Origin of the sequence: Alteraurantiacibacter buctensis, from assembly GCF_009827655.1 — a bacterium.
Lineage (GTDB): Bacteria > Pseudomonadota > Alphaproteobacteria > Sphingomonadales > Sphingomonadaceae > Alteraurantiacibacter > Alteraurantiacibacter buctensis.
Genome location: NZ_WTYV01000007.1, coordinates 68,909 through 86,836 on the forward strand (window position 1 = coordinate 68,909; position 17,928 = coordinate 86,836).

At 62.0% G+C, this 17,928-nt stretch carries 17 protein-coding genes; 16 read left to right on the forward strand and 1 reads right to left on the reverse strand.

The features are described from left to right. Positions 1-89: 89 nt before the first annotated feature. The 8 genes from GRI99_RS15395 to GRI99_RS15430 all read left to right on the forward strand — a co-directional run bounded on the left by GRI99_RS15395 (position 90) and on the right by GRI99_RS15430 (position 8,396). Positions 90-1,487: an aldehyde dehydrogenase family protein gene (locus GRI99_RS15395; protein ID WP_160772957.1), complete on the forward strand. Its 1,398-nt coding sequence runs from the start codon at positions 90-92 to the stop codon at positions 1,485-1,487. A 17-nt stretch (positions 1,488-1,504) separates the two neighbouring features. Further along, positions 1,505-3,193, forward strand: coding sequence for a thiamine pyrophosphate-binding protein (locus GRI99_RS15400; protein ID WP_202393131.1), 1,689 nt, complete (start codon positions 1,505-1,507; stop codon positions 3,191-3,193). Next, positions 3,190-3,744: a VOC family protein gene (locus tag GRI99_RS15405; RefSeq protein ID WP_160772958.1), complete on the forward strand. Its 555-nt coding sequence runs from the start codon at positions 3,190-3,192 to the stop codon at positions 3,742-3,744. The genes GRI99_RS15400 and GRI99_RS15405 overlap by 4 nt, the downstream gene beginning before the upstream one ends. Next, on the forward strand, positions 3,741-4,511 hold the full coding sequence (locus GRI99_RS15410) for a glucose 1-dehydrogenase (RefSeq protein ID WP_160772959.1): 771 nt from the start codon (positions 3,741-3,743) through the stop codon (positions 4,509-4,511). Before GRI99_RS15405 ends, GRI99_RS15410 begins: the two co-directional genes overlap by 4 nt. A gap of 21 nt (positions 4,512-4,532) precedes the next feature. Then, on the forward strand, positions 4,533-5,279 hold the full coding sequence (locus GRI99_RS15415) for an SDR family NAD(P)-dependent oxidoreductase (RefSeq protein ID WP_160772960.1): 747 nt from the start codon (positions 4,533-4,535) through the stop codon (positions 5,277-5,279). A gap of 33 nt (positions 5,280-5,312) precedes the next feature. Beyond that, a complete protein-coding gene (locus GRI99_RS15420) occupies positions 5,313-6,281 on the forward strand; it encodes a Rieske 2Fe-2S domain-containing protein (RefSeq protein WP_160772961.1) in 969 nt (322 codons plus the stop codon). A 132-nt stretch (positions 6,282-6,413) separates the two neighbouring features. Continuing rightward, positions 6,414-7,190 (forward strand): IclR family transcriptional regulator, encoded by a 777-nt coding sequence (locus tag GRI99_RS15425; protein ID WP_160772962.1) that lies wholly within the window; start codon positions 6,414-6,416, stop codon positions 7,188-7,190. A 225-nt stretch (positions 7,191-7,415) separates the two neighbouring features. After that, on the forward strand, positions 7,416-8,396 hold the full coding sequence (locus GRI99_RS15430; RefSeq protein WP_160772963.1) for an oxygenase MpaB family protein: 981 nt from the start codon (positions 7,416-7,418) through the stop codon (positions 8,394-8,396). A 33-nt stretch (positions 8,397-8,429) separates the two neighbouring features. Here GRI99_RS15430 and GRI99_RS15435 read toward each other — a convergent pair whose 3' ends face one another. Continuing rightward, complete coding sequence (locus GRI99_RS15435; RefSeq protein WP_160772964.1) at positions 8,430-9,362, reverse strand: oxygenase MpaB family protein; 933 nt, start codon at positions 9,360-9,362, stop codon at positions 8,430-8,432. A gap of 175 nt (positions 9,363-9,537) precedes the next feature. Here GRI99_RS15435 and GRI99_RS15440 point away from each other — a divergent pair, with 175 nt between their 5' ends. The 8 genes from GRI99_RS15440 to GRI99_RS15475 all read left to right on the forward strand — a co-directional run bounded on the left by GRI99_RS15440 (position 9,538) and on the right by GRI99_RS15475 (position 17,919). Continuing rightward, complete coding sequence (locus GRI99_RS15440; protein WP_160772965.1) at positions 9,538-10,530, forward strand: helix-turn-helix domain-containing protein; 993 nt, start codon at positions 9,538-9,540, stop codon at positions 10,528-10,530. 400 nt (positions 10,531-10,930) lie between these two features. Beyond that, on the forward strand, positions 10,931-11,185 hold the full coding sequence (locus GRI99_RS15445; protein ID WP_160772966.1) for a DUF3489 domain-containing protein: 255 nt from the start codon (positions 10,931-10,933) through the stop codon (positions 11,183-11,185). Continuing rightward, the gene (locus GRI99_RS15450) at positions 11,182-11,607 is read left to right on the forward strand and encodes a DUF2924 domain-containing protein (protein ID WP_237438391.1); all 426 of its coding nucleotides are present in this window, start codon (positions 11,182-11,184) and stop codon (positions 11,605-11,607) included. The genes GRI99_RS15445 and GRI99_RS15450 overlap by 4 nt, the downstream gene beginning before the upstream one ends. Then, on the forward strand, positions 11,604-13,265 hold the full coding sequence (locus GRI99_RS15455) for a recombinase family protein (RefSeq protein ID WP_160772967.1): 1,662 nt from the start codon (positions 11,604-11,606) through the stop codon (positions 13,263-13,265). The genes GRI99_RS15450 and GRI99_RS15455 overlap by 4 nt, the downstream gene beginning before the upstream one ends. Before the next feature lie 1,267 nt (positions 13,266-14,532). Then, complete coding sequence (locus GRI99_RS15460) at positions 14,533-16,878, forward strand: heavy metal translocating P-type ATPase (RefSeq protein WP_160772968.1); 2,346 nt, start codon at positions 14,533-14,535, stop codon at positions 16,876-16,878. Continuing rightward, positions 16,875-17,174, forward strand: coding sequence for a hypothetical protein (locus GRI99_RS15465; protein WP_160772969.1), 300 nt, complete (start codon positions 16,875-16,877; stop codon positions 17,172-17,174). Before GRI99_RS15460 ends, GRI99_RS15465 begins: the two co-directional genes overlap by 4 nt. After that, positions 17,171-17,608 (forward strand): Cu(I)-responsive transcriptional regulator, encoded by a 438-nt coding sequence (gene cueR / locus GRI99_RS15470; RefSeq protein WP_160772970.1) that lies wholly within the window; start codon positions 17,171-17,173, stop codon positions 17,606-17,608. The genes GRI99_RS15465 and cueR overlap by 4 nt, the downstream gene beginning before the upstream one ends. Next, the gene (locus GRI99_RS15475; protein ID WP_160772971.1) at positions 17,608-17,919 is read left to right on the forward strand and encodes a hypothetical protein; all 312 of its coding nucleotides are present in this window, start codon (positions 17,608-17,610) and stop codon (positions 17,917-17,919) included. The genes cueR and GRI99_RS15475 overlap by 1 nt, the downstream gene beginning before the upstream one ends. Positions 17,920-17,928 lie beyond the last annotated feature (9 nt).

The window sequence follows — 17,928 nt, forward strand, 5'->3', positions numbered from 1 at the left end:
CCACCCCGGGGCGCGCACAAAGTGCGCCCCGGGACCGTTGCCAGCGGCAGCGGCTGTGACGGGCGAGACTAACTGTGAAGGGAAGTGCGATGTACCAACTGCTCATCGATGGACAGCTTGTTGATGGCGCCAGGCAACTGGACGTGGTCAATCCGGCCACAGGTGCAGTTTTCGCCACCTGCGCCCGAGCGGATGAGGCTCAGCTTGAACAGGCCGTAGCTGCAGCGAAGAAAGCCTTTCCCACGTGGGCCACCACACCGTTCGCGCAACGCAGCAAGATGCTCCTCCAATGGGCCGATGTGATTGAAGCGCGCGCAGACGAATTTGCCCGCCTGCTGACTCAGGAGCAGGGCAAACCCCTGCCCCAGGCCGCACACGAAATGGGCGGAGCCATCGCCGTGCTACGCACCTTCGCAAATATGGAACTGAAGCCGGAGGTGCTGCGCGACGACGGTGATTGCCGCATCATTCGCCAGTGGACGCCGCTGGGCGTGGTCGCGGCGATCACGCCTTGGAATTTCCCAATGTTGCTGCTCATGATGAAGCTCGCCCCGGGCCTCTCTTCGGGCAATACCATGGTCGCAAAGCCCGCGCCCACCACTCCGCTGACCACCCTGCTGCTGGGTGAGACCGCCGCAGACATACTTCCCGCCGGCGTGCTGAACGTCATCGTCGACCAGAATGATCTTGGAGCCCGGCTCACGTCGCACCCTGACATTGCCAAGGTTTCGTTCACCGGGTCCACCGGCACCGGCAAAAGGGTTATGCAGGCTGCTGCCGACACCCTGAAGAGGATCACGCTGGAGCTTGGCGGTAACGATGCCGCGCTGGTTCTCGACGATGCCGATATTGGCGTGGTGGCACCTGCAATCTTCCAGGCCGCAACGATCAATGCAGGTCAGGTGTGTCTGGCGGCCAAGCGGGTCTACGCTCCGCGCTCCCTATATGAACCTCTGTGCGACGCACTGGCCCAGCTGGCTACCGATGCCGTTGTCGATGATGGGGCGAAGCAGGGCACCCAGATCGGCCCTATCCAGAACAGGGCGCAGTTCGAAAAGCTCAAGGAGTTTCTTGCCGACGCGCATGCCAATGGCTCGGTCATCGCGGGCGGAGCGCCGCTCGATCGTGAAGGGTTCTTCATCGCGCCCACCATCGTCAAGGACATACCCGATAGCGCGCGCCTGGTGCAGGAAGAGCAGTTCGGACCCGTTCTGCCGATCCTTGCCTATGATGATCTGGACGATGCCATCGCCCGGGCGAACGACAGCGAATATGGCTTAGGCGGTACGATTTGGACCTCCAATCCCGAGCGGGCAATCGAGGTGGCCATGAAGATCGATACCGGCACGGTGTGGATCAACAAGCACTTGGACCTGCCGTTTGATGTACCATTCGGCGGTGCCAAACAATCCGGCTTCGGTGCGGAAATGGGGCGCGAAGGACTGGAGGAATTCAACCAGTCCAAGATCGTCAATGTGGCCCTCTAATCGAAAGTCGACGCACCATGGCAATGATCAGTGGCGGTGAGCTTCTAATCCGCACGCTCCGCAAAGCGGGCGTGGAAACGATCTTCGGATTGCACGGTGCACACATCGATACGGTGTTCCAAGCCTGTCTCGATCACGAGCTGCCGATCATTGACACGCGGCATGAGGCCGCCGCTGGCCATGCCGCGGAAGGCTACGCCCGTGCTGGAAAGAGGCTGGGTGTTGCGCTGGTCACGGCTGGAGGCGGCTTCACCAACGCGCTTACGCCGATGGCAAACGCATGGCTCGACCGTACGCCGGTGCTCTTCATCACCGGATCCGGTCCGTTGCGCGATGACGAGACGAACACCCTCCAGGCGGGGCTGGACCAGGTGGCCATGGCCAAGCCGGTGACCAAATGGGCCCACCGGGTCGTGGCGACTGACCACATTCCGCGCCTCGTCATGCAGGCGGTGCGCACGGCGCTAGCCGGGCCCCGCGGACCGGTACTGCTCGATATTCCATGGGACGTGCTGATGAACCAGGTCGAAGAGGATGCCGTTGCCATCCCCGAACTGCGTCTGTCGAACAATGGCTCGCGCCCCTCCACCACAGATGTCGAGCGCACGCTGGACTTGCTGCGCGCCGCCGAACGACCGGTGATCGTGGTCGGTTCCGAGGCGTCGCGCTCGGCCAGCGCGAAGTACCTCGCCGCGCTTGCCACCACCGCGAACATTCCGGTGTTTGCCGATTTCGAGGGATTCAATCTCCTGTCGGACCTACCTCCCGCGCTTCGCGGCGGATTGATTCAGAACTTGTATTCGTTTGGTCGTGCAGAGGCCGCGCCCGACGCCGTGCTGATGCTGGGAACCCGCTTCGGGCTAAACACCGTACATGGATCGGGCCAGCTGATCCCGCTCGATGCCACCGTGGTCCAGATCGACCCTGACGCGCGCGAACTGGGCCGCCTGCAGGCAATCGAATTGGGCATCGCCGCTGACGTCGGCGGGTCGATCGAGGAACTCGCCCGTTGTGCCGCAGACCGCGGCTGGCCGGATAGGACAGACTGGTGCTCCAAGGTGACGGAATTGGTGCAGAAGCGGTACGACAGCATCGCCGGTAAGGTCGAAGACGGCGGAGCGCTGCATCCCTTCACCGCTTCGCAGATTCTTGCCGAGTGCGTAGATCAAAGTGTCACGGTGGTCGCCGATGGCGCCCTTACCTATCTGTGGCTGTCCGAGGTCCTCAGCGCGACCCGGCCGGCCGGCTTCCTGACCCACGGTTATCTGGGATCGATGGGAGTGGGATTTGGTACTGCAGTGGGTGCCCAGGCGGCGGACCTGGTGGCGGGCAAAAGGACGATCCTCGTCACTGGCGACGGTTCAGTTGGCTATAGCATCGGCGAGTTCGATACGCTGGTGCGGCACAAGCTACCGCTGATCGTGATCATCATGAACAACCGCAGCTGGGGCGCGACCCTACACTTCCAGCAGTTGGCAGTCGGCCCCAACCGCGTCACCAATACAAGATTGGAGAACGGCGACTATGACGCGGTCGCCGCGGCATTCGGCGCCGCAGCATATCACGTCGACGATGCGGCCGGCTTCAAGGCAGCCCTGGGGCAGGCGATGACTGACAACCGCCCCGCCTGTATCAATGTCCGGGTGGCGCTGGACCCCATCCCGCCGGAGGAACTGATCCTCATCGGCATGGACCCCTTCGCATGACCGATCTCGCTTTCGGCCAGCCGGACGACGGCATCATCCAGATGGCCTACACCGTGGCTGATCTCGGACAGGCAATGGCGCAATTCACCGCTGATCTGGGTGCCGGTCCTTGGTTTGTTTTCCGCCAGCTTTCGGGCCCGAACCCGCAATATCGCGGAACGCCCTCGCAAGCCGCCTGCGACATTGCGCTGGGCTATGCCGGCCACATGCAGATCGAGCTGATCCAACCGAAGGACGATCACCCTTCGGTCTATCTCGAAACCATCATGCAACGCGGCCACGGCTTTCACCACTTCGGTGTCGCCGCCACGGATTTCGCTCTCGCCTGCGATCGACTGGCAGCCAAGACATACGACCTGGCCTTTAGCGACGAGGTCGTGGGGGTCACCCGCGTTGCCTATTTCGACACGCGCGGCCTGCTGCCCGGAATGATCGAGGTGATCGAAGCAACGCCGCAGCTGGAAAGCCTTTTTTTGATGATGCACGAGGCCGCGGTTGGCTGGGACGGCACGAACCCCGTTCGCGAGATGGCAGGGGAGAATACCCAATGACCGGGATGCTTGATGGCAAGGTGATAATCGTCACGGGTGGCTCAAGCGGGATCGGCCGCGGCATTGCCCTGGCTGCCGTTGCCCATGGCGCTAAGGCCGTAGTGATCGGCGATCTGGCGGAGGAGCCGCGCGAAGGCGGTGAAACCACCGGGCACCTGATTGCCCAAAGCGGAGGGACCAGCACGTTCCTGCGCACCGATGTCACATCGAGCGCTGATCTTGCTGCGCTTGTCGCGGCCGCCGATCCGTTTGGTGGGGTCGATGTTATGGTCTGCAATGCCGGGATCGCAATACCTCAGGATGGGCCAGACATCAGTCCGGAGATGTTCCGCAAGCTGATCGCGGTAAACCAGGAGGGCGCGCTGATGAGCGCGCAGGCAGCTGTTGCCGCTATGCGGCGCCGGGGCACTGGCGGCAGCGTGGTTATGATTTCCAGCATGGGCGGGCTGCGCGGCGCCGGCTTCACCACCGGCTACAGCGCAACCAAGGGTGCGGTGAACATGATGGTCGCCGCGTTGGCCGACGCGTGGGGGCCCGAGGGCATCCGCGTCAATGCTGTTTGTCCCGGCCTTATCCAGACGGCGCTTGTCGATTCCTCTCCCGCCGTCGCGGCGGCATTCGAGCCGATGCGGCAGAGAATGCCGCTGCGGCGCTTGGGGCAGCCGGCGGAGGTGGGGAACGTGGTGGCGTGGCTGGGCTCATCGCTTTCCTCGTTCGTCACCGGCGTCGCTATCGCCGTAGACGGCGGACAGACCGCGGTGATCTGACAAGGGATGGGATCTGTGGGCATGCTCGAAGGCAAGGCAATTATCGTCACTGGAGCCGGCTCCGGCATTGGGCGGGCCAGCGCGCTTGCCGTGGCCGCGGCGGGCGCGAAGGTCATGGTTTCTGACATATCGCAGGTCACGGCTCTCGAAACCGCATCGCAGATCCGCACGGCCGGTGGGATCGCGCAAATTCATTGCGGCGATGTGTCGCGATCGGGTTTTGCCGAGGAGTTGGTCCAGGCAACGCTTGCCGCCTTTGAACGCCTGGACGGTGCGCACAATAACGCCGGGGTCGAAACACCGATTGCGCTGATCACCGAGATTGAAGAGGCCGATTTCGATCGCAGCATGGCGGTCAACCTCAAGGCCGTATGGCTGGCCATGCGCGCGCAGCTGCGCCACATGGCCAAATCCGGCAGCGGGGCGATCGTCAACACTGCATCCGTGGGCGGCCTCACCGCGGTCCCGTTCAATGCGGGCTACAGCGCGGCGAAGCACGGTGTTGTCGGACTGTCGCGGACGGCAGCTGTCGAATTCGCACCGATGGGGATCCGCGTAAACGCACTGTGTCCAGGCCTGACGCGCTCGGGCATGACCGAGCGCCTTATCCAGGCCGCTCCCGAAATGATTGAGGCGATCATGCCGCCCATGAAACGCATGGCAAACCCTGCCGAGATCGCCGGGACGGTGGTGTTCCTGCTGTCGGACCAAGCGACCTATCTCACGGGCCAGGCCGTCACCGTGGACGGCGGCGCCACGGCGATCTGACAATCTTCCCCACTGCAATCCAAGGAGTTTAAGGTGCGCAAATACATCAACATGAAGCCGGGGAGCGAGCCGCGCTACTGGGAGGACGGGAAGCATTTTCAGGCTTGGTATCCGCTGCATGTGGCCAAGGACCTCCTCCCGGGGAAGATCGTGGGGCGCCAGTTCCTTGACTCGAAGATCATTCTCTACCGCGATCCGGACGGAAATCCGGTCGCCCAGACCGCTTACTGCCCGCATATCGGCGCAGACCTTTCTGATGGCGCAATCGTCGAGGGTCAGGTGCAGTGTCCCTATCACCACTGGCGGTTCGGCACAGATGGTCACTGCAAGCACATCCCGTCAGGCACGCACCCGCCGCGTGCCGCCAAGATCCACAATTATCCCGTTGCCGAAAAGTGGGGCCTGATCTGGGTCTTCAACGGCACGGAGCCGCTCTATGAGGTGCCGACGTTCAATGGCGATGAATCGGAATACATCTACATGGCCCGTGAAAGGCCAGACGTGATTATGACCGATAGCTGGATCCAGGGATCTAATGGGCTGGACTTCCAGCACCTTACTGCAGTGCATAACATGCCCGAAGAGGCGAAGCCTGGCAAAGTGATATTCAACGATTACACCGTTGAATATCCGTTCACCGGCATGTCGCCCGAAGGCTGGAACCGGATGTACGGCGGCAATTGCCTGGTTGGACACTGTGCCTTGCCGATCCCGACCAACAACTACGTAATCTTCTGCACCAATGCCCCGGAACCGGGTCGGTCCGAATCATTCTGGGTCGCCGCCGTCAAGCAGATGGATGGCGAAACGCGCGAGGAAGCGGAAGCCCGGCTGGAGGCGCTGGACCAGTTCCTGTTCGGCTTCTTTGCGGAAGACGAATACGTGCTGAACGGTCTGCGTCTCCGGCTGCCCGGCGATTCCAAGCTGATCAAGGATGATCTGTACTTTGGGAAGTACTTTGAATTTCTGGACAGGTTCCCCCGGGCCGCCCCGCTCGATTGAGATACCAGTGGCCGCATTAGCCCACGCTTGCTATGCGGGCTACTGCGGCCGTTCCGGCGACGCCACCCGGACCAACCGGGATGATGATCCCGGTCCGGATACATATTGGGCCAAGCAGGAGAGAGCAATTTCATGGCGGCCACCGCAGACCGGGTTCTCGGCGTGCTGGACCTATTCAGTGACGACAAGTCCGAATGGACCGTCGAAGATGCAGCCGTGGCTATGGGCCTGCCGGTCAGCACGACTTACCGCTATTTCCGCAGCCTGGCCAATTCCGAACTGATCGTTGCTTATGCCGCTGGCCGCTACGTCCTTGGCCCGGGAATCATCCAGCTTGATCGGCAACTTCGGCTGCACGACCCCTTCATCACCGCAGCGAGGCCGGAAATGGTTCGCCTGGCAAACGAAGTGGGCGGCGACACCGTGGTACTGCTCGCGCGGCTATACCACAACAAGGTGATCTGCGTTCACCAGGAAGAGGTCGGCCACCTCAAGGGCGACGTCAGCTATCAGCGCGGACGACCGATGCCATTGGACAAGGGTGCGGCGTCTAAGGTTCTGCTGGCGAACATCAGCGCCAAGGCAACCCGGCGCCTGGCATCTCCGGAGGGAGGGCTGGATATCGACGGAGAGCTTCGAACCAGTCTCCGACAAATTCGCCAGCAGGGGTTTGCCGTTACCGAAGGCGAAATTGACCCTGGCAAGCGCGGGATAGCTGTTCCGGTCTTTCGTCCCGATCAGACTCTCGAGGGCAGCCTGTCACTTGTTGTGGAGGCTTCGAGAACCGGCAGTTCTGATCTGATTGCCGCCCTGATCAATACCCGCAAGGCGATCGAAGCGACGCTTGCCATTCGCGTTTCTGTTTTGGCCGTCGCTCCGGATCGCGAGCCAGTGGCCGAAGACGGTTAGCCAGCCTCGCGCTGCACTTACCAAGAGTTTACCGGCCGATGCGCCACGATAGGCGCAGCAGCGTCACCTGATGCCCGCGGGCCGGTCGGACCGACAGTCCAGATTTGCAAAGGCCCCGTTCCAGCTTAAGCAAGAACCTTGCGCCTGCCGACCTATGATCCCGTGGTAAAGCTATAGCGTGCCGGGCATCTTCGCGTCTTCACGCTGATCAAAGGACTTCGCAAGATGGGACGAGGGTGGAGATGGATCGATCGCCGCATTGCGGATCTCGATCCGGAAGTCGATTACGTCGAGATCGTTCAGCTTACCAATCTCTATAGGATGAACAGGTTCGTCGCTCATTGGGGCTTTGCCGCAGGGAGCCCGGTTGCGGGAATCAACCCGGCCGCCACTGACCAGGTTTGGCGAGACGGGAACAGCACTTCCGCTAAGGCGCCGCACAAGCGCGTCGAGGATTCCAACGGTCACCTGCTGTCGTGGCTGGAACACGGTCCAGACCACGAAGCCACGCGTATCTCGATTGAAATGGTCAATCAGTACCACGCCCATTTCGGTAAGGGCACCACCAGCGGTCTGGGCGATCCGGAAGAATACGTCTTCATTATGTGCCTCAATGCCACTCTGCTTCACACCTTGCAGCGACGCCTGGGTTTCGCCGGGTTCAGCCCGAAGGAACAGCGCGCAACTCAGCTCGCCTGGGCGCGAATTGCACAGCACTTCCGGCTGGCGACCGATGGTTCGCCGGTCCTAAACCACACGCCATTCCCGGATAGCTTCGACGGCATGTTGCGGCTTGTCGATGACTGGATTGATCGGCCCTGGCCCGAAAGCCAGTCCGGGCACTCCTATACCACGCAGCAAATGGAACACTTCGCAAGGACGTGGTTTCCCAAGCCTCTGTGGCCGCTTGGGAGGGCGATCGTTTCAACCTTCCTGCCGCCGCAAGTTCGCCGGGTGCAAAGGATAGCCACCCCCAATCTCCTGCTGCGCACGCTGGCGGTAGGACTGATGAAATCCGCGTTCTTCTTTTCCACGAGGATCGCCCCGGATCCCACCGTCAGCTACCTGGACCGGCGGCGCATGTTGGCTGCGGCTGACAGGGACAAGCCGTCAGAAGTCGATGTCACGATCCATCGCAAGCTGGCGCGACATGAGGGGGGACTCCAGGGGATGTGCCCACATGCACCGGCCTTCCATCACGATTAGGCCGGCGACGAGGTACGCAAACGGGGTTCGAACTTACCCCGTTACCGCTAGCACATATTGCTCGACCGAAAGTCCTTCGCGTTCGCGAATAATCTCCGCATGCGATTGCGTTGGATCGCGCAACAGCTTCATGCCGATAAGCAGATAGGTTGCGAAAACAAGCTTGCACAACTTGCGCACGAAAGGCGGTGGTAGTTCGAGACCAAGGTTGCACACGGTGCGCTCAGGCAGCAGCGAAAGAACCAACTGCCGACCAATCGGCCGCAGAACCTTGGGCATGTGCCGCTTCGCGAAAGCCTGGATGAGCGTGGCATCGATAGAGGCAGTGTACGCATTGGGGGGCCACCTGGTGGACTCGTATCTTTCAACGTAGTCGACGCAGGCTTCGAAGCTGCCCGGAAATCCGCTGATGGCTGTGTCTGTTTCTGCATTGCGGAACTGTGGTGCAAGGCGCGAATAGAATTCCCAAGAGGCCTGCTTCTCCTTCTCGGAGAGGCCGGCAAGGCCAACTCTTCGCAACAGGCGATGGAATAATGTCGCCTCGTAACACATCGTGTAAAGGTAATCCTCATCATGCGCGAATGACCCCGGATACCGATCCGACCAGTGCTTATGCAGCCTGTTCAAGGCATTGACCGAGCGCCGCGTATACTCGTGCTCAGGACCGAACTCGTTCCAGATGAGGATATGTCGAGCCGTATCGTCCATGCGTCGCTCAGCTGCCCGAAAAACCTTTCCCTTACCGTCTCGCAGGACCGCAATAGCTCCGCGATTGGGTACGATGAAGTTGGGAAAGGTTATCGAGTAGAGCAGATCCATAAAGGCGTCGTTGGATCGATAGACGACCGATAAGCACATGATTTCTGCATAGTCTTTTGCAGGATCGAGAGCCGCGATTCTCCGGTCGATCCACTTCCTTGCTTTGCCGTTGAGAGCCATATTTTTGCCAGTCGATCCGCTTATCATCTCGACCCGGACGCTCCCCCGGCGCTTGGGTCTGTTTCAGCTGCCTAGGGACAATCCGGCAAATTGGCTTGATCGCAATGGAACGCGTCCTTGGCTGTCTTGGAAAGCGGCCCTAAAAAGGGTATGATCGTATTTCCAAAAAACAAAAATTTTGTGGGCTTGGGATTCGCGCAATATGAACGTGGCCTCGGCATACGATTATCTCCTGACCGACTTGAGCGAGGTATTGCCAGCGCTGCGAACGCGCGTTTGGGAAAATTCTGTCCACCTTGCGTTCCCAGGGGTTCGGGTCGCCCCCGCGGAAGGGCAGAGCTTCAATGGCCGCCTGAAGCAGATTTCCATTGGACCTGTTCGGATCGGCTCGGTTTGCGCAACTGCGCATACAGTTGAAATTGATAACAGCGTGATCCGCAAGGAGGAGGCCCTGTTCGCCGTCCTAATCGTCAAGTCGGGGACGCATGAGCTTAGCCACCCCAAGGGCGAGATCATACTGCGTCCGGGGGACATGACGGTCCTCCAGAATAACCTAGACTTCACGATCAAGTCCCTCGAGGGGTCCGAGGTGCTGATTTGCACCCTGCCGCAGGTCCTGTTCGCTGAGAAGGCGAGGCATTTCCTTGAATTGAGCGGCAGGCGGCTGCCGGCCGATGCCCCATTGGCCAGCCTCCTGCAGCATCACCTCGAGCAGGCTTTCGAGCGGCATCGCCAGTTCTCAGAAGTGGATTGTTCCGCCTGGCTCGCTGCTTTCCTTGCGTTAGCATCCGGCCTGCGCAGGTCGCCAGCAGATGATAACGAGGACATCCCCCATTGGCGAGTTGAAGCGGCCCTCCGGATGATCGAGGAGAGGATTAATTGCTTCGATCTGACGGCTGAAGCGATAGCGCGCAGTCAGAACATTTCACGCAGACGGCTCGATCAGCTCTTCACCGATGCGACTGGGGAGACAATTGCCTCGAAGATCCTCGAACTCAGGCTCATGAAAGCCGCATCCGCTCTATGTGACATGGCTCAGCATGAGCGCCATGTTACCAGCATCGCCTTTGATTCCGGGTTCAAGGACAGCGCGCATTTCTCTCGCGTCTTTCGCCGCCGCTTCAACATGTCACCCAGCCAATGGCGGAAGAATGCAATATCAGACTGGGCTTGGCCTGAAGGACGGTCGAGGTAAAGGGTAATGTCAAACTAACCGCACTTTGGTTCATGAGCGGCCAGATACACCACAGTTGGGCAACTTTGGCTGCCTCGCGCGCGGAACATTCAAGGTGCACTGCATAAACAAAGTGCGAGTTAGAGATAGATGCTTCCGGGTTTAACCATTTTGGGAAACGGCGGTTCATTTGCTTTGACATTGCCCCATCATCGCCTCTTGAGCGACGGCAATTTGGTAATTCGTCAGATATCTTCCGAAACGCCGCACAATCCATTCGACTTCCCCGCACGATCGAGCATGTGTTGCTCAGCCAGCGGGTCGCAAGTGCTCGCCAGCAGCAACCCCGACGCCTGCCAGCGAACGGGGCTTTGAGTGGTGGGAACGGCATTGGGCCGCTTCCTGCAGAAGGAGACACCCCATGGCCCGGTCGGCAAAAGCCATCAGCAACCCCGTTATCACTGACAGTCCCCTCCCACGCCCCAGCAAGATCGATGCGGTGATTGCTCTGTTGCGCCGCTCCGAAGGCGCAACGCTGGGCGAGATCATCGACCAAACCGGATGGCAGCCCCATTCAACCCGCGCCGTGCTCACGGGCTTGCGCAAGAAGGGCCATACGCTGGAAAAAGCCAAGCGCGACGAGGTGACCTGCTACCGCATCGCGGAGCCGGCATGATGGAGGCCGAGAAGCTCGATGAAGAACTGGCTGCGCTGACGACCCTGTCGTCAGCGCAGCTGCGCAGCAGATGGTCGGCTGTCACCGGCCGGCCCGTGCCAAAGGTCAGCCCCGCTCTGCTGCGCAACGCGCTCGGCTGGGAACTACAGGCTGCATTCCACGGCGGTCTCTCGCGGCGCACGCAGCAGAAACTCGACCAGCTGGCTGCCGCCAAGACCGAGACCCGCGACGCCCAGCCCGGCATGCGCCTCGTGCGCGAGTGGAATGGCACGCTCCACGTGGTCACCATCGGCGAAGATGGCACGATCATGTGGAACGGCGCAAACTGGCCTTCGCTTAGCAGGGTCGCGCGCGAGATTACCGGCACCCGCTGGTCGGGTCCCGCCTTCTTCGGACTCAAGGCAAAGAGGACCGCGGCATGACAACCGTCCGCTGTGCCATCTACACCCGCAAGTCGAGCGAGGAGGGTCTGGAGCAGGATTTCAACTCACTCGATGCCCAGCGCGAGGCCTGTGCGGCCTATGTCCTGAGCCAGACCGGCGAGGGCTGGAAACTGCTCCCCGACCGTTACGATGATGGCGGTCTGTCGGGCGGCACACTCCAGCGCCCTGCCCTCCAGCGCCTGCTCGCCGAGGTCAAGGCCGGCAGGATCGACATCATCGTGGTCTACAAGGTCGACCGCCTGACCCGCTCGCTGCTCGACTTTTCCAAGCTGGTCGAGGCGCTCGATGCCGCGGGCACCAGTTTTGTCTCGGTCACCCAGTCGTTCAACACCACCACCAGCATGGGCCGGCTTACCCTGAACATGCTGCTCTCATTCGCCCAGTTCGAGCGCGAGGTCACCGCCGAGCGCATCCGCGACAAGATCGCCGCGTCCAAGGCCAAGGGTATGTGGATGGGTGGAACCCCGCCGCTCGGCTATCGGCCCGAAGGCCGCAGTCTCGCTATCGTCGAGGAACAGGCCCGGATAGTGCGCGACATCTATGCGCGGTACCTGGAGCTCGGCAACGTCCGCTTGCTGGCCGAGCAGCTGGTGGCAGAAGGGATTGGATCCCCGTCTCGTATGTCCGGCAAGGGTCAGTCGTTCGGCGGCTGTCCTCTCACCCGTGGCCAGCTCTATTACATGCTAAAGAACCCGATCTATGCCGGTGACATCCCCCACAAGGGCAAGGTCTATCCTGGCAACCACGATCCGATCATCGAGCGGGCTATGTGGGACCGGGTGCAGGCGCGGCTTGCTGCCAATGTACAGGGACAGCGAACCGTACGGGCAGAGACTGCCAGCCTGCTGGCAGGGCTGCTGGTCGATGCTGACGGCGAGCCGCTGGTGCCGGTGCACACCCGCAAGGGCAGGCAGCGGTATCGCTATTATGTGAGCCGCTCGCTGCAGCACGGCACGGCGGCGACGACCGGGAACGGGCTGCGCATTCCCGCGCGGGAGATCGAGCAGGTTGTGCGGCAGGAGATCACTTCGCTGCTGGGAGACCCGCTGGTCCTCGCGCAGGCTTGCGGGCTTGCGGTCACGCCGGAGATGCTGGCGCCGATCAGCCAGAACTGCGCCGAAACGCTTCCTGATCTGCTGCGGTCAAATGCGAGGCTGGCAGGCATTGTCTCGCGCATCGTCATTCATGCGGGCCGGGTCGACATTGAGCTCGCCCCTGCCGGTCTCGCCAGAATCCTCGGCATTCCTGTATCGCCCGACGTGCAGCAGACCATCGTTCACAGTACTTCGGTCCGGCTCACCCGGACCGGACATGTGGTGCGCCTGGTTCATGACAACGGCGCTCCCGTGCTAAAGCAGGCCGACCCGTCGCTGATCCGGCTGATCCTCAAAGCGCGCCGCTGGTGGGGTGAGCTGGCGATTGGTGAGGTAAATATTCAAACCCTGGCGGACCGTGAGAAGGTCGTTCCTTCGTACGTCACCCGCGTGGTGCGCCTGGCTTTCTTGGCACCTCAGGTGATCGATGCCATTCTGACCGGTTCCATTCGCGCCGGGCTCAATGGAGTTACCGTACTCAGGCCGAATGCGATCCCCAGCCACTGGGAACAGCAGGTAGCGAAATTTATCCCGGGCCCGTGAGGCTGATTGGCAGGTTTTGGGCCGTTTGCTGAATGGCGGGTTCTGGGTGGCAAACGGTGGAAAGCTGCCATCAGGTCTGCCACCCAGCGACGGCAGAACTCGACCAAAGCCGATCGTTCAGCTCAGCTACCGCGAACGTCTGCTACTGACCGGAAGCTGCCTATAGAGCGCTTCATCAGGAAGGCGCCCCATAATCTGTCGTTCGCGGCCGCGAATTCCTTGCTAACTTGTCCGACCTGGCAGCCGCGCTCGAGCTCGAAAGCGATCGCCTCCCCTATGGAGATTTCGAGACAATTGTCACAGACTGGCTTCTGGCTGCGCCGTCGGCGTGACAGCCACTGATTGACCGGGCCTGCACCCACCGCGCGTACGGGCGCGATGGGTGCAGGTCGTCAAGGGCATCAGGCAAGTGCGAGCCTCGACGCTTGATCCGCCCTTACCGAGGCGATCCTCTCGCGGAGATAGTCATCGTAATCCCGGAGGATCGTGGTAGCGGCCGCGCTTGCGTCCGTCGCAGCATCGGGAATTGCCGCAAGCGCGGCGGGGAGCGTCCCCCACTTCGCGGTCCCGGTCGCGTCCATCAACCGGTCATTGTCATGAGCGCGGTAATATTCGCGAAGCTGCGGGGTCAGCGTCTCGGGGTTGCGCTCGTAGATGAGACGATACCTGGGACGAGGCCCGAAATGCCGAGGCCGATCTTAAAACACTACTCGCGTGGCGATAACTAGCGCCGACGATTTTGACTCGCCATTGCTGACCTCTGAATTGTCGCAGCCGCGACGGTGCGCGTTGAGAGGCCGGCTAATGCATGCTGGCCCATGTGTCAGCTTTCGCATTTTGTGCTTCTGGCATTGTCAGGCCGCAATCGGCCCCGATCCTGTCATTAGGTAGTGCCGCCCAGGCTAACGTTGAACATCAGCTTCTGACAAAAGCCGCCGTTCGACATGTCGCGTGCGAACGTCGGGAATGTCCCAGACTCGGCCATCTGCGCCGTTTGGCTACCGTATCCGTTTTCAGGCGATCGCCAGTCGACCCTGAATGACCGATATGAAGGCGCCTTCCAGACGGGCAGCTCTTGGGCCGTTAGCGGCCTGTCCGGTTTAGAACGTCCAAGGTACAAAAGCCGTCCTTCGGGTTCCGACCCCACTTCGGACATCGAAAAGGGCAGTCGGACTGCAAGGAAAGTTCGCCCGGATTTCCAAATAGCGTTTGACCCTGACACAGTGTCAAGGTGCATTGTCCGTGCGACTCGCAACAGGAGCGCAAGATGTCTGGCTGTCATCACCATCACGAACACGCGGCAAACCATGCTGGCCACGTCGCTCAAGATCCCGTCTGCGGGATGGTGGTGGACCCGGCGACAGCCAGCCATCACGCCGAGCACGCGGGGATGCGCCATTACTTTTGCAGCGCGCGGTGCCGGGAGCGTTTTGTCGCTGATCCGGGCAGTTTCCTGGACAAGCCGTCCGGCCATCAGGCTCCGGCCTCTGCGGCAGCCGAGGGCGCGATCTGGACTTGCCCCATGCATCCGCAAATCCGCCAGAACGGGCCGGGCAGCTGCCCGATCTGCGGCATGGCGCTGGAGCCGCTCGACCCGCTGACCGAAAGCGGTGAGAACCCGGAGGTTGCTGACATGACCCGGCGCTTCTGGGTCGCGGCAGTGCTGGCCGTTCCATTGCTGGTTCTCACGATGGGCGCTGAACTATTCGGGTTGGAGCTGCTCCCGATGCGCATGTCCATGTGGGTGCAGCTTGTCCTGGCGACGCCCGTGGTCTTGTGGAGCGCGGCGCCATTCTTCCTGCGCTTCGCGGCCAGCCTGCGCAGCGGCCACCTCAACATGTTCACCCTGATCGGGCTGGGTGTGGGCGTGGCTTATGGCTACAGCCTGGTTGCCACGCTGGCTCCGCAGATCTTCCCGGCATCCCTGCGCACGATGGGCGGTATGGTCCCGGTCTATTTCGAGGCGGCGGCGGTGATCGTGGCGCTGGTCCTGCTGGGCCAGGTGCTCGAACTGCGTGCCCGCAACGCCACCGGCGCGGCGATCCGCGCCTTGCTGGGCCTGGCCCCCAAGACCGCGCGGCGGGTGCTGCCCGATGGCACCGAGGACGATGTGGCGCTCGATCAAGTGCAGGTTGGTGACCTTCTCCGCGTCCGGCCCGGCGAGAAGGTGCCGGTGGACGGCGTGGTCGTCGAAGGCCGCAGCGCGGTGGACGAGGCCATGATCACTGGCGAGCCGGTGCCGGTGGAAAAGTTCGCGGGCGAGCGGGTGACTGGCGCCACGGTCAACGGCACCGGCAGCCTGCTGATGCGCGCCGACCGGGTGGGCCGCGACACCATGCTGTCGCAGATCGTCCACATGGTGGCCGAAGCGCAACGTTCGCGCGCGCCGATCCAGGCATTGGCCGACAAGGTATCCGGCTGGTTCGTCCCAGCCGTGGTGGCGGTGGCGCTGGCGGCATTCGCAGTTTGGGCGCTGGTTGGGCCGGAACCGCGCCTCAGCCATGCGCTGGTCAATGCCGTGGCCGTGCTGATCATCGCCTGTCCCTGTGCCCTTGGCCTGGCAACGCCCATGTCGATCATGGTGGGGACCGGGCGCGGGGCCGGGGCCGGCGTGCTGGTGAAGAATGCCGAAGCGCTCGAACTGATGGAAAAGATCGACACCCTGGTGGTCGACAAGACCGGCACGCTGACCCTGGGCAAGCCAAAGCTGATGCAGGTGGTTGCTGCGCAAGGTATCGAGGAAGACGAGGTTCTGACCCTGGCCGCTGCACTGGAACGCGGCAGCGAGCATCCGCTGGCCGCAGCCATCGTGGCCGGTGCCGAGGAACGGGGGCTTGCCGCCCAGGAGGCCGAAGGCTTCCAGTCTCACACCGGCAAGGGCGTGACCGGTACCGTGGGTGGACGCGCTGTAGCGCTGGGCAACCGCGCGCTGATGCTGGATGCCGGGGCCGATCCCGCGCCACTGGAGGATGCCGCCGACGCGCTGCGGAGCGAAGGCCAGGGCGTGATGTTCCTTGCCCTGGACGGGCGGTTCGCCGGATTCATTGCCGTGGCCGACCCGGTCAAGGAAAGCGCCGTCGCGGCGGTCCAGGCCCTGCGCGCTGATGGTGTGCGGCTGGTGATGATGACCGGTGACAACGGCCAGACTGCCGACGCGGTCGCGCGCAGGATCGGCGGCATCGATGAAGTCCTGGCCGATGTTTTGCCTGAACAGAAGCAGGCGATGGTCGAACGCCTCAAAAGTGAGGGCCGCCGCGTGGCGATGGCCGGCGACGGCATCAATGATGCCCCGGCGCTGGCTGCCGCCCACGTGGGCATTGCCATGGGCACCGGTACTGACGTGGCCATGGAAAGTGCAGCTGTTACGCTGGTCAAGGGAGACCTAGGCGGCATCGTGCGCGCTCGTCGCCTGAGCGAGGCGGTGATGCACAATATCCGCCAGAACCTGTTCTTCTCTTTCGTGTTCAACGCAGCAGGCGTGCCGATTGCGGCTGGCGTGCTCTATCCGTGGACCGGCTTGCTGCTCAGCCCGATGATTGCCGGGGCGGCCATGGCCTTCAGTTCGGTGGCGGTGATCGGCAACTCGCTGCGGTTGCGGAGTGTCAGGCTGTGAATCAAATCCAGGAAACTGTGGTCAGCAGGCTGTCGGGCCTTTCTTCGCTTTCCTCGGTCGGTGCCGCGATGGCGGGGTTCGGTGCCGGGTTGTTGTTGGCCGACCCGCTTGCCTTTGCGGCCCTGCCGTCGCTGCTGGTCGGCCTGATCGTGCATGTTTACGGCATGGTCGGAGCAGCCCGACTGCGCCGCGAAGCGGGGCATCTGCCTAGTCTGTGGCAAATGTCGGGTTACTGGGCCTGCTGGCTGACGATGGCAGTCCTCGTCGCCTATGTGGCCTTGCGAGTGGCCCAATGAAGATCGGCCAGGCATCTGCCGCTACCGGCATCAGCGAACGCATGATCCGCCACTATGAGAAAGTGGGCCTGATTAGTGCCGCGCCGCGCCGGGATTGCGGCTATCGCGACTATGATGATGCCGATGTGCGCACCCTCCAGTTCATCCGCCGTGCGCGCGATCTGGGATTTCCTCTGGAGGAAATCCGCCTGCTGCTGGCCCTGTGGCAGGATAGCGGACGGTCCAGTGCAGACGTGAAGTCACTTGCCCTGGCACACGCCGAGGAACTCCAGCGTCGTCTGCGCGAAATGGAAATCATGCGGGACGCGCTGCTTCATCTTGCCGAACGTTGTGCCGGTGACGAACGTCCCGATTGCCCGATCCTGGGTGGTCTGGCAGCGGTTGACGAAGGTCAAGACAGGTTCACCGCCAGCATGCTAAAGAGCAAGGCGTGATGCGATTGTTCGCCTCGATTCTGCTCGTTCTCGGGCTGGTGCTGATGCCGGTAGCGATGACCGGCCATGCTGCTTCCGCCTCGGAGCCGGCTGCGGCCTCGGCGTGCCCGGACCATCACGAACCGGCATCTCCTGACGCGCCTGCCCACAAAGGGATGGTTAACTGCATGATGTGCGTCGCGCTGCCGCAGCCCGATCTGGGTGTAGCGCCGCAGGTAGCAGTGTTGACCCGCACCGATGGCGCGGTAGTCCCGCCGCAGCTTCACGGTGTCACACCCGGCGTTTCCGATCCCCCTCCGAAGATTGCCTGAGCGTCCCAA

Bases quoted from the DNA above. Each gene is read 5' to 3' on its own strand.
- GRI99_RS15395 (WP_160772957.1), top strand. From the start codon at position 90: ATGTACCAACTGCTCATCGATGGACAGCTTGTTGATGGCGCCAGGCAA.
- GRI99_RS15400 (WP_202393131.1), top strand. From the start codon at position 1,505: ATGGCAATGATCAGTGGCGGTGAGCTTCTAATCCGCACGCTCCGCAAA.
- GRI99_RS15405 (WP_160772958.1), top strand. From the start codon at position 3,190: ATGACCGATCTCGCTTTCGGCCAGCCGGACGACGGCATCATCCAGATG.
- GRI99_RS15410 (WP_160772959.1), top strand. From the start codon at position 3,741: ATGACCGGGATGCTTGATGGCAAGGTGATAATCGTCACGGGTGGCTCA.
- GRI99_RS15415 (WP_160772960.1), top strand. From the start codon at position 4,533: ATGCTCGAAGGCAAGGCAATTATCGTCACTGGAGCCGGCTCCGGCATT.
- GRI99_RS15425 (WP_160772962.1), top strand. From the start codon at position 6,414: ATGGCGGCCACCGCAGACCGGGTTCTCGGCGTGCTGGACCTATTCAGT.
- GRI99_RS15430 (WP_160772963.1), top strand. From the start codon at position 7,416: ATGGGACGAGGGTGGAGATGGATCGATCGCCGCATTGCGGATCTCGAT.
- GRI99_RS15435 (WP_160772964.1), bottom strand. From the start codon at position 9,362: ATGATAAGCGGATCGACTGGCAAAAATATGGCTCTCAACGGCAAAGCA.
- GRI99_RS15440 (WP_160772965.1), top strand. From the start codon at position 9,538: ATGAACGTGGCCTCGGCATACGATTATCTCCTGACCGACTTGAGCGAG.
- GRI99_RS15445 (WP_160772966.1), top strand. From the start codon at position 10,931: ATGGCCCGGTCGGCAAAAGCCATCAGCAACCCCGTTATCACTGACAGT.
- GRI99_RS15450 (WP_237438391.1), top strand. From the start codon at position 11,182: ATGATGGAGGCCGAGAAGCTCGATGAAGAACTGGCTGCGCTGACGACC.
- GRI99_RS15455 (WP_160772967.1), top strand. From the start codon at position 11,604: ATGACAACCGTCCGCTGTGCCATCTACACCCGCAAGTCGAGCGAGGAG.
- GRI99_RS15460 (WP_160772968.1), top strand. From the start codon at position 14,533: ATGTCTGGCTGTCATCACCATCACGAACACGCGGCAAACCATGCTGGC.
- cueR (WP_160772970.1), top strand. From the start codon at position 17,171: ATGAAGATCGGCCAGGCATCTGCCGCTACCGGCATCAGCGAACGCATG.
- GRI99_RS15475 (WP_160772971.1), top strand. From the start codon at position 17,608: ATGCGATTGTTCGCCTCGATTCTGCTCGTTCTCGGGCTGGTGCTGATG.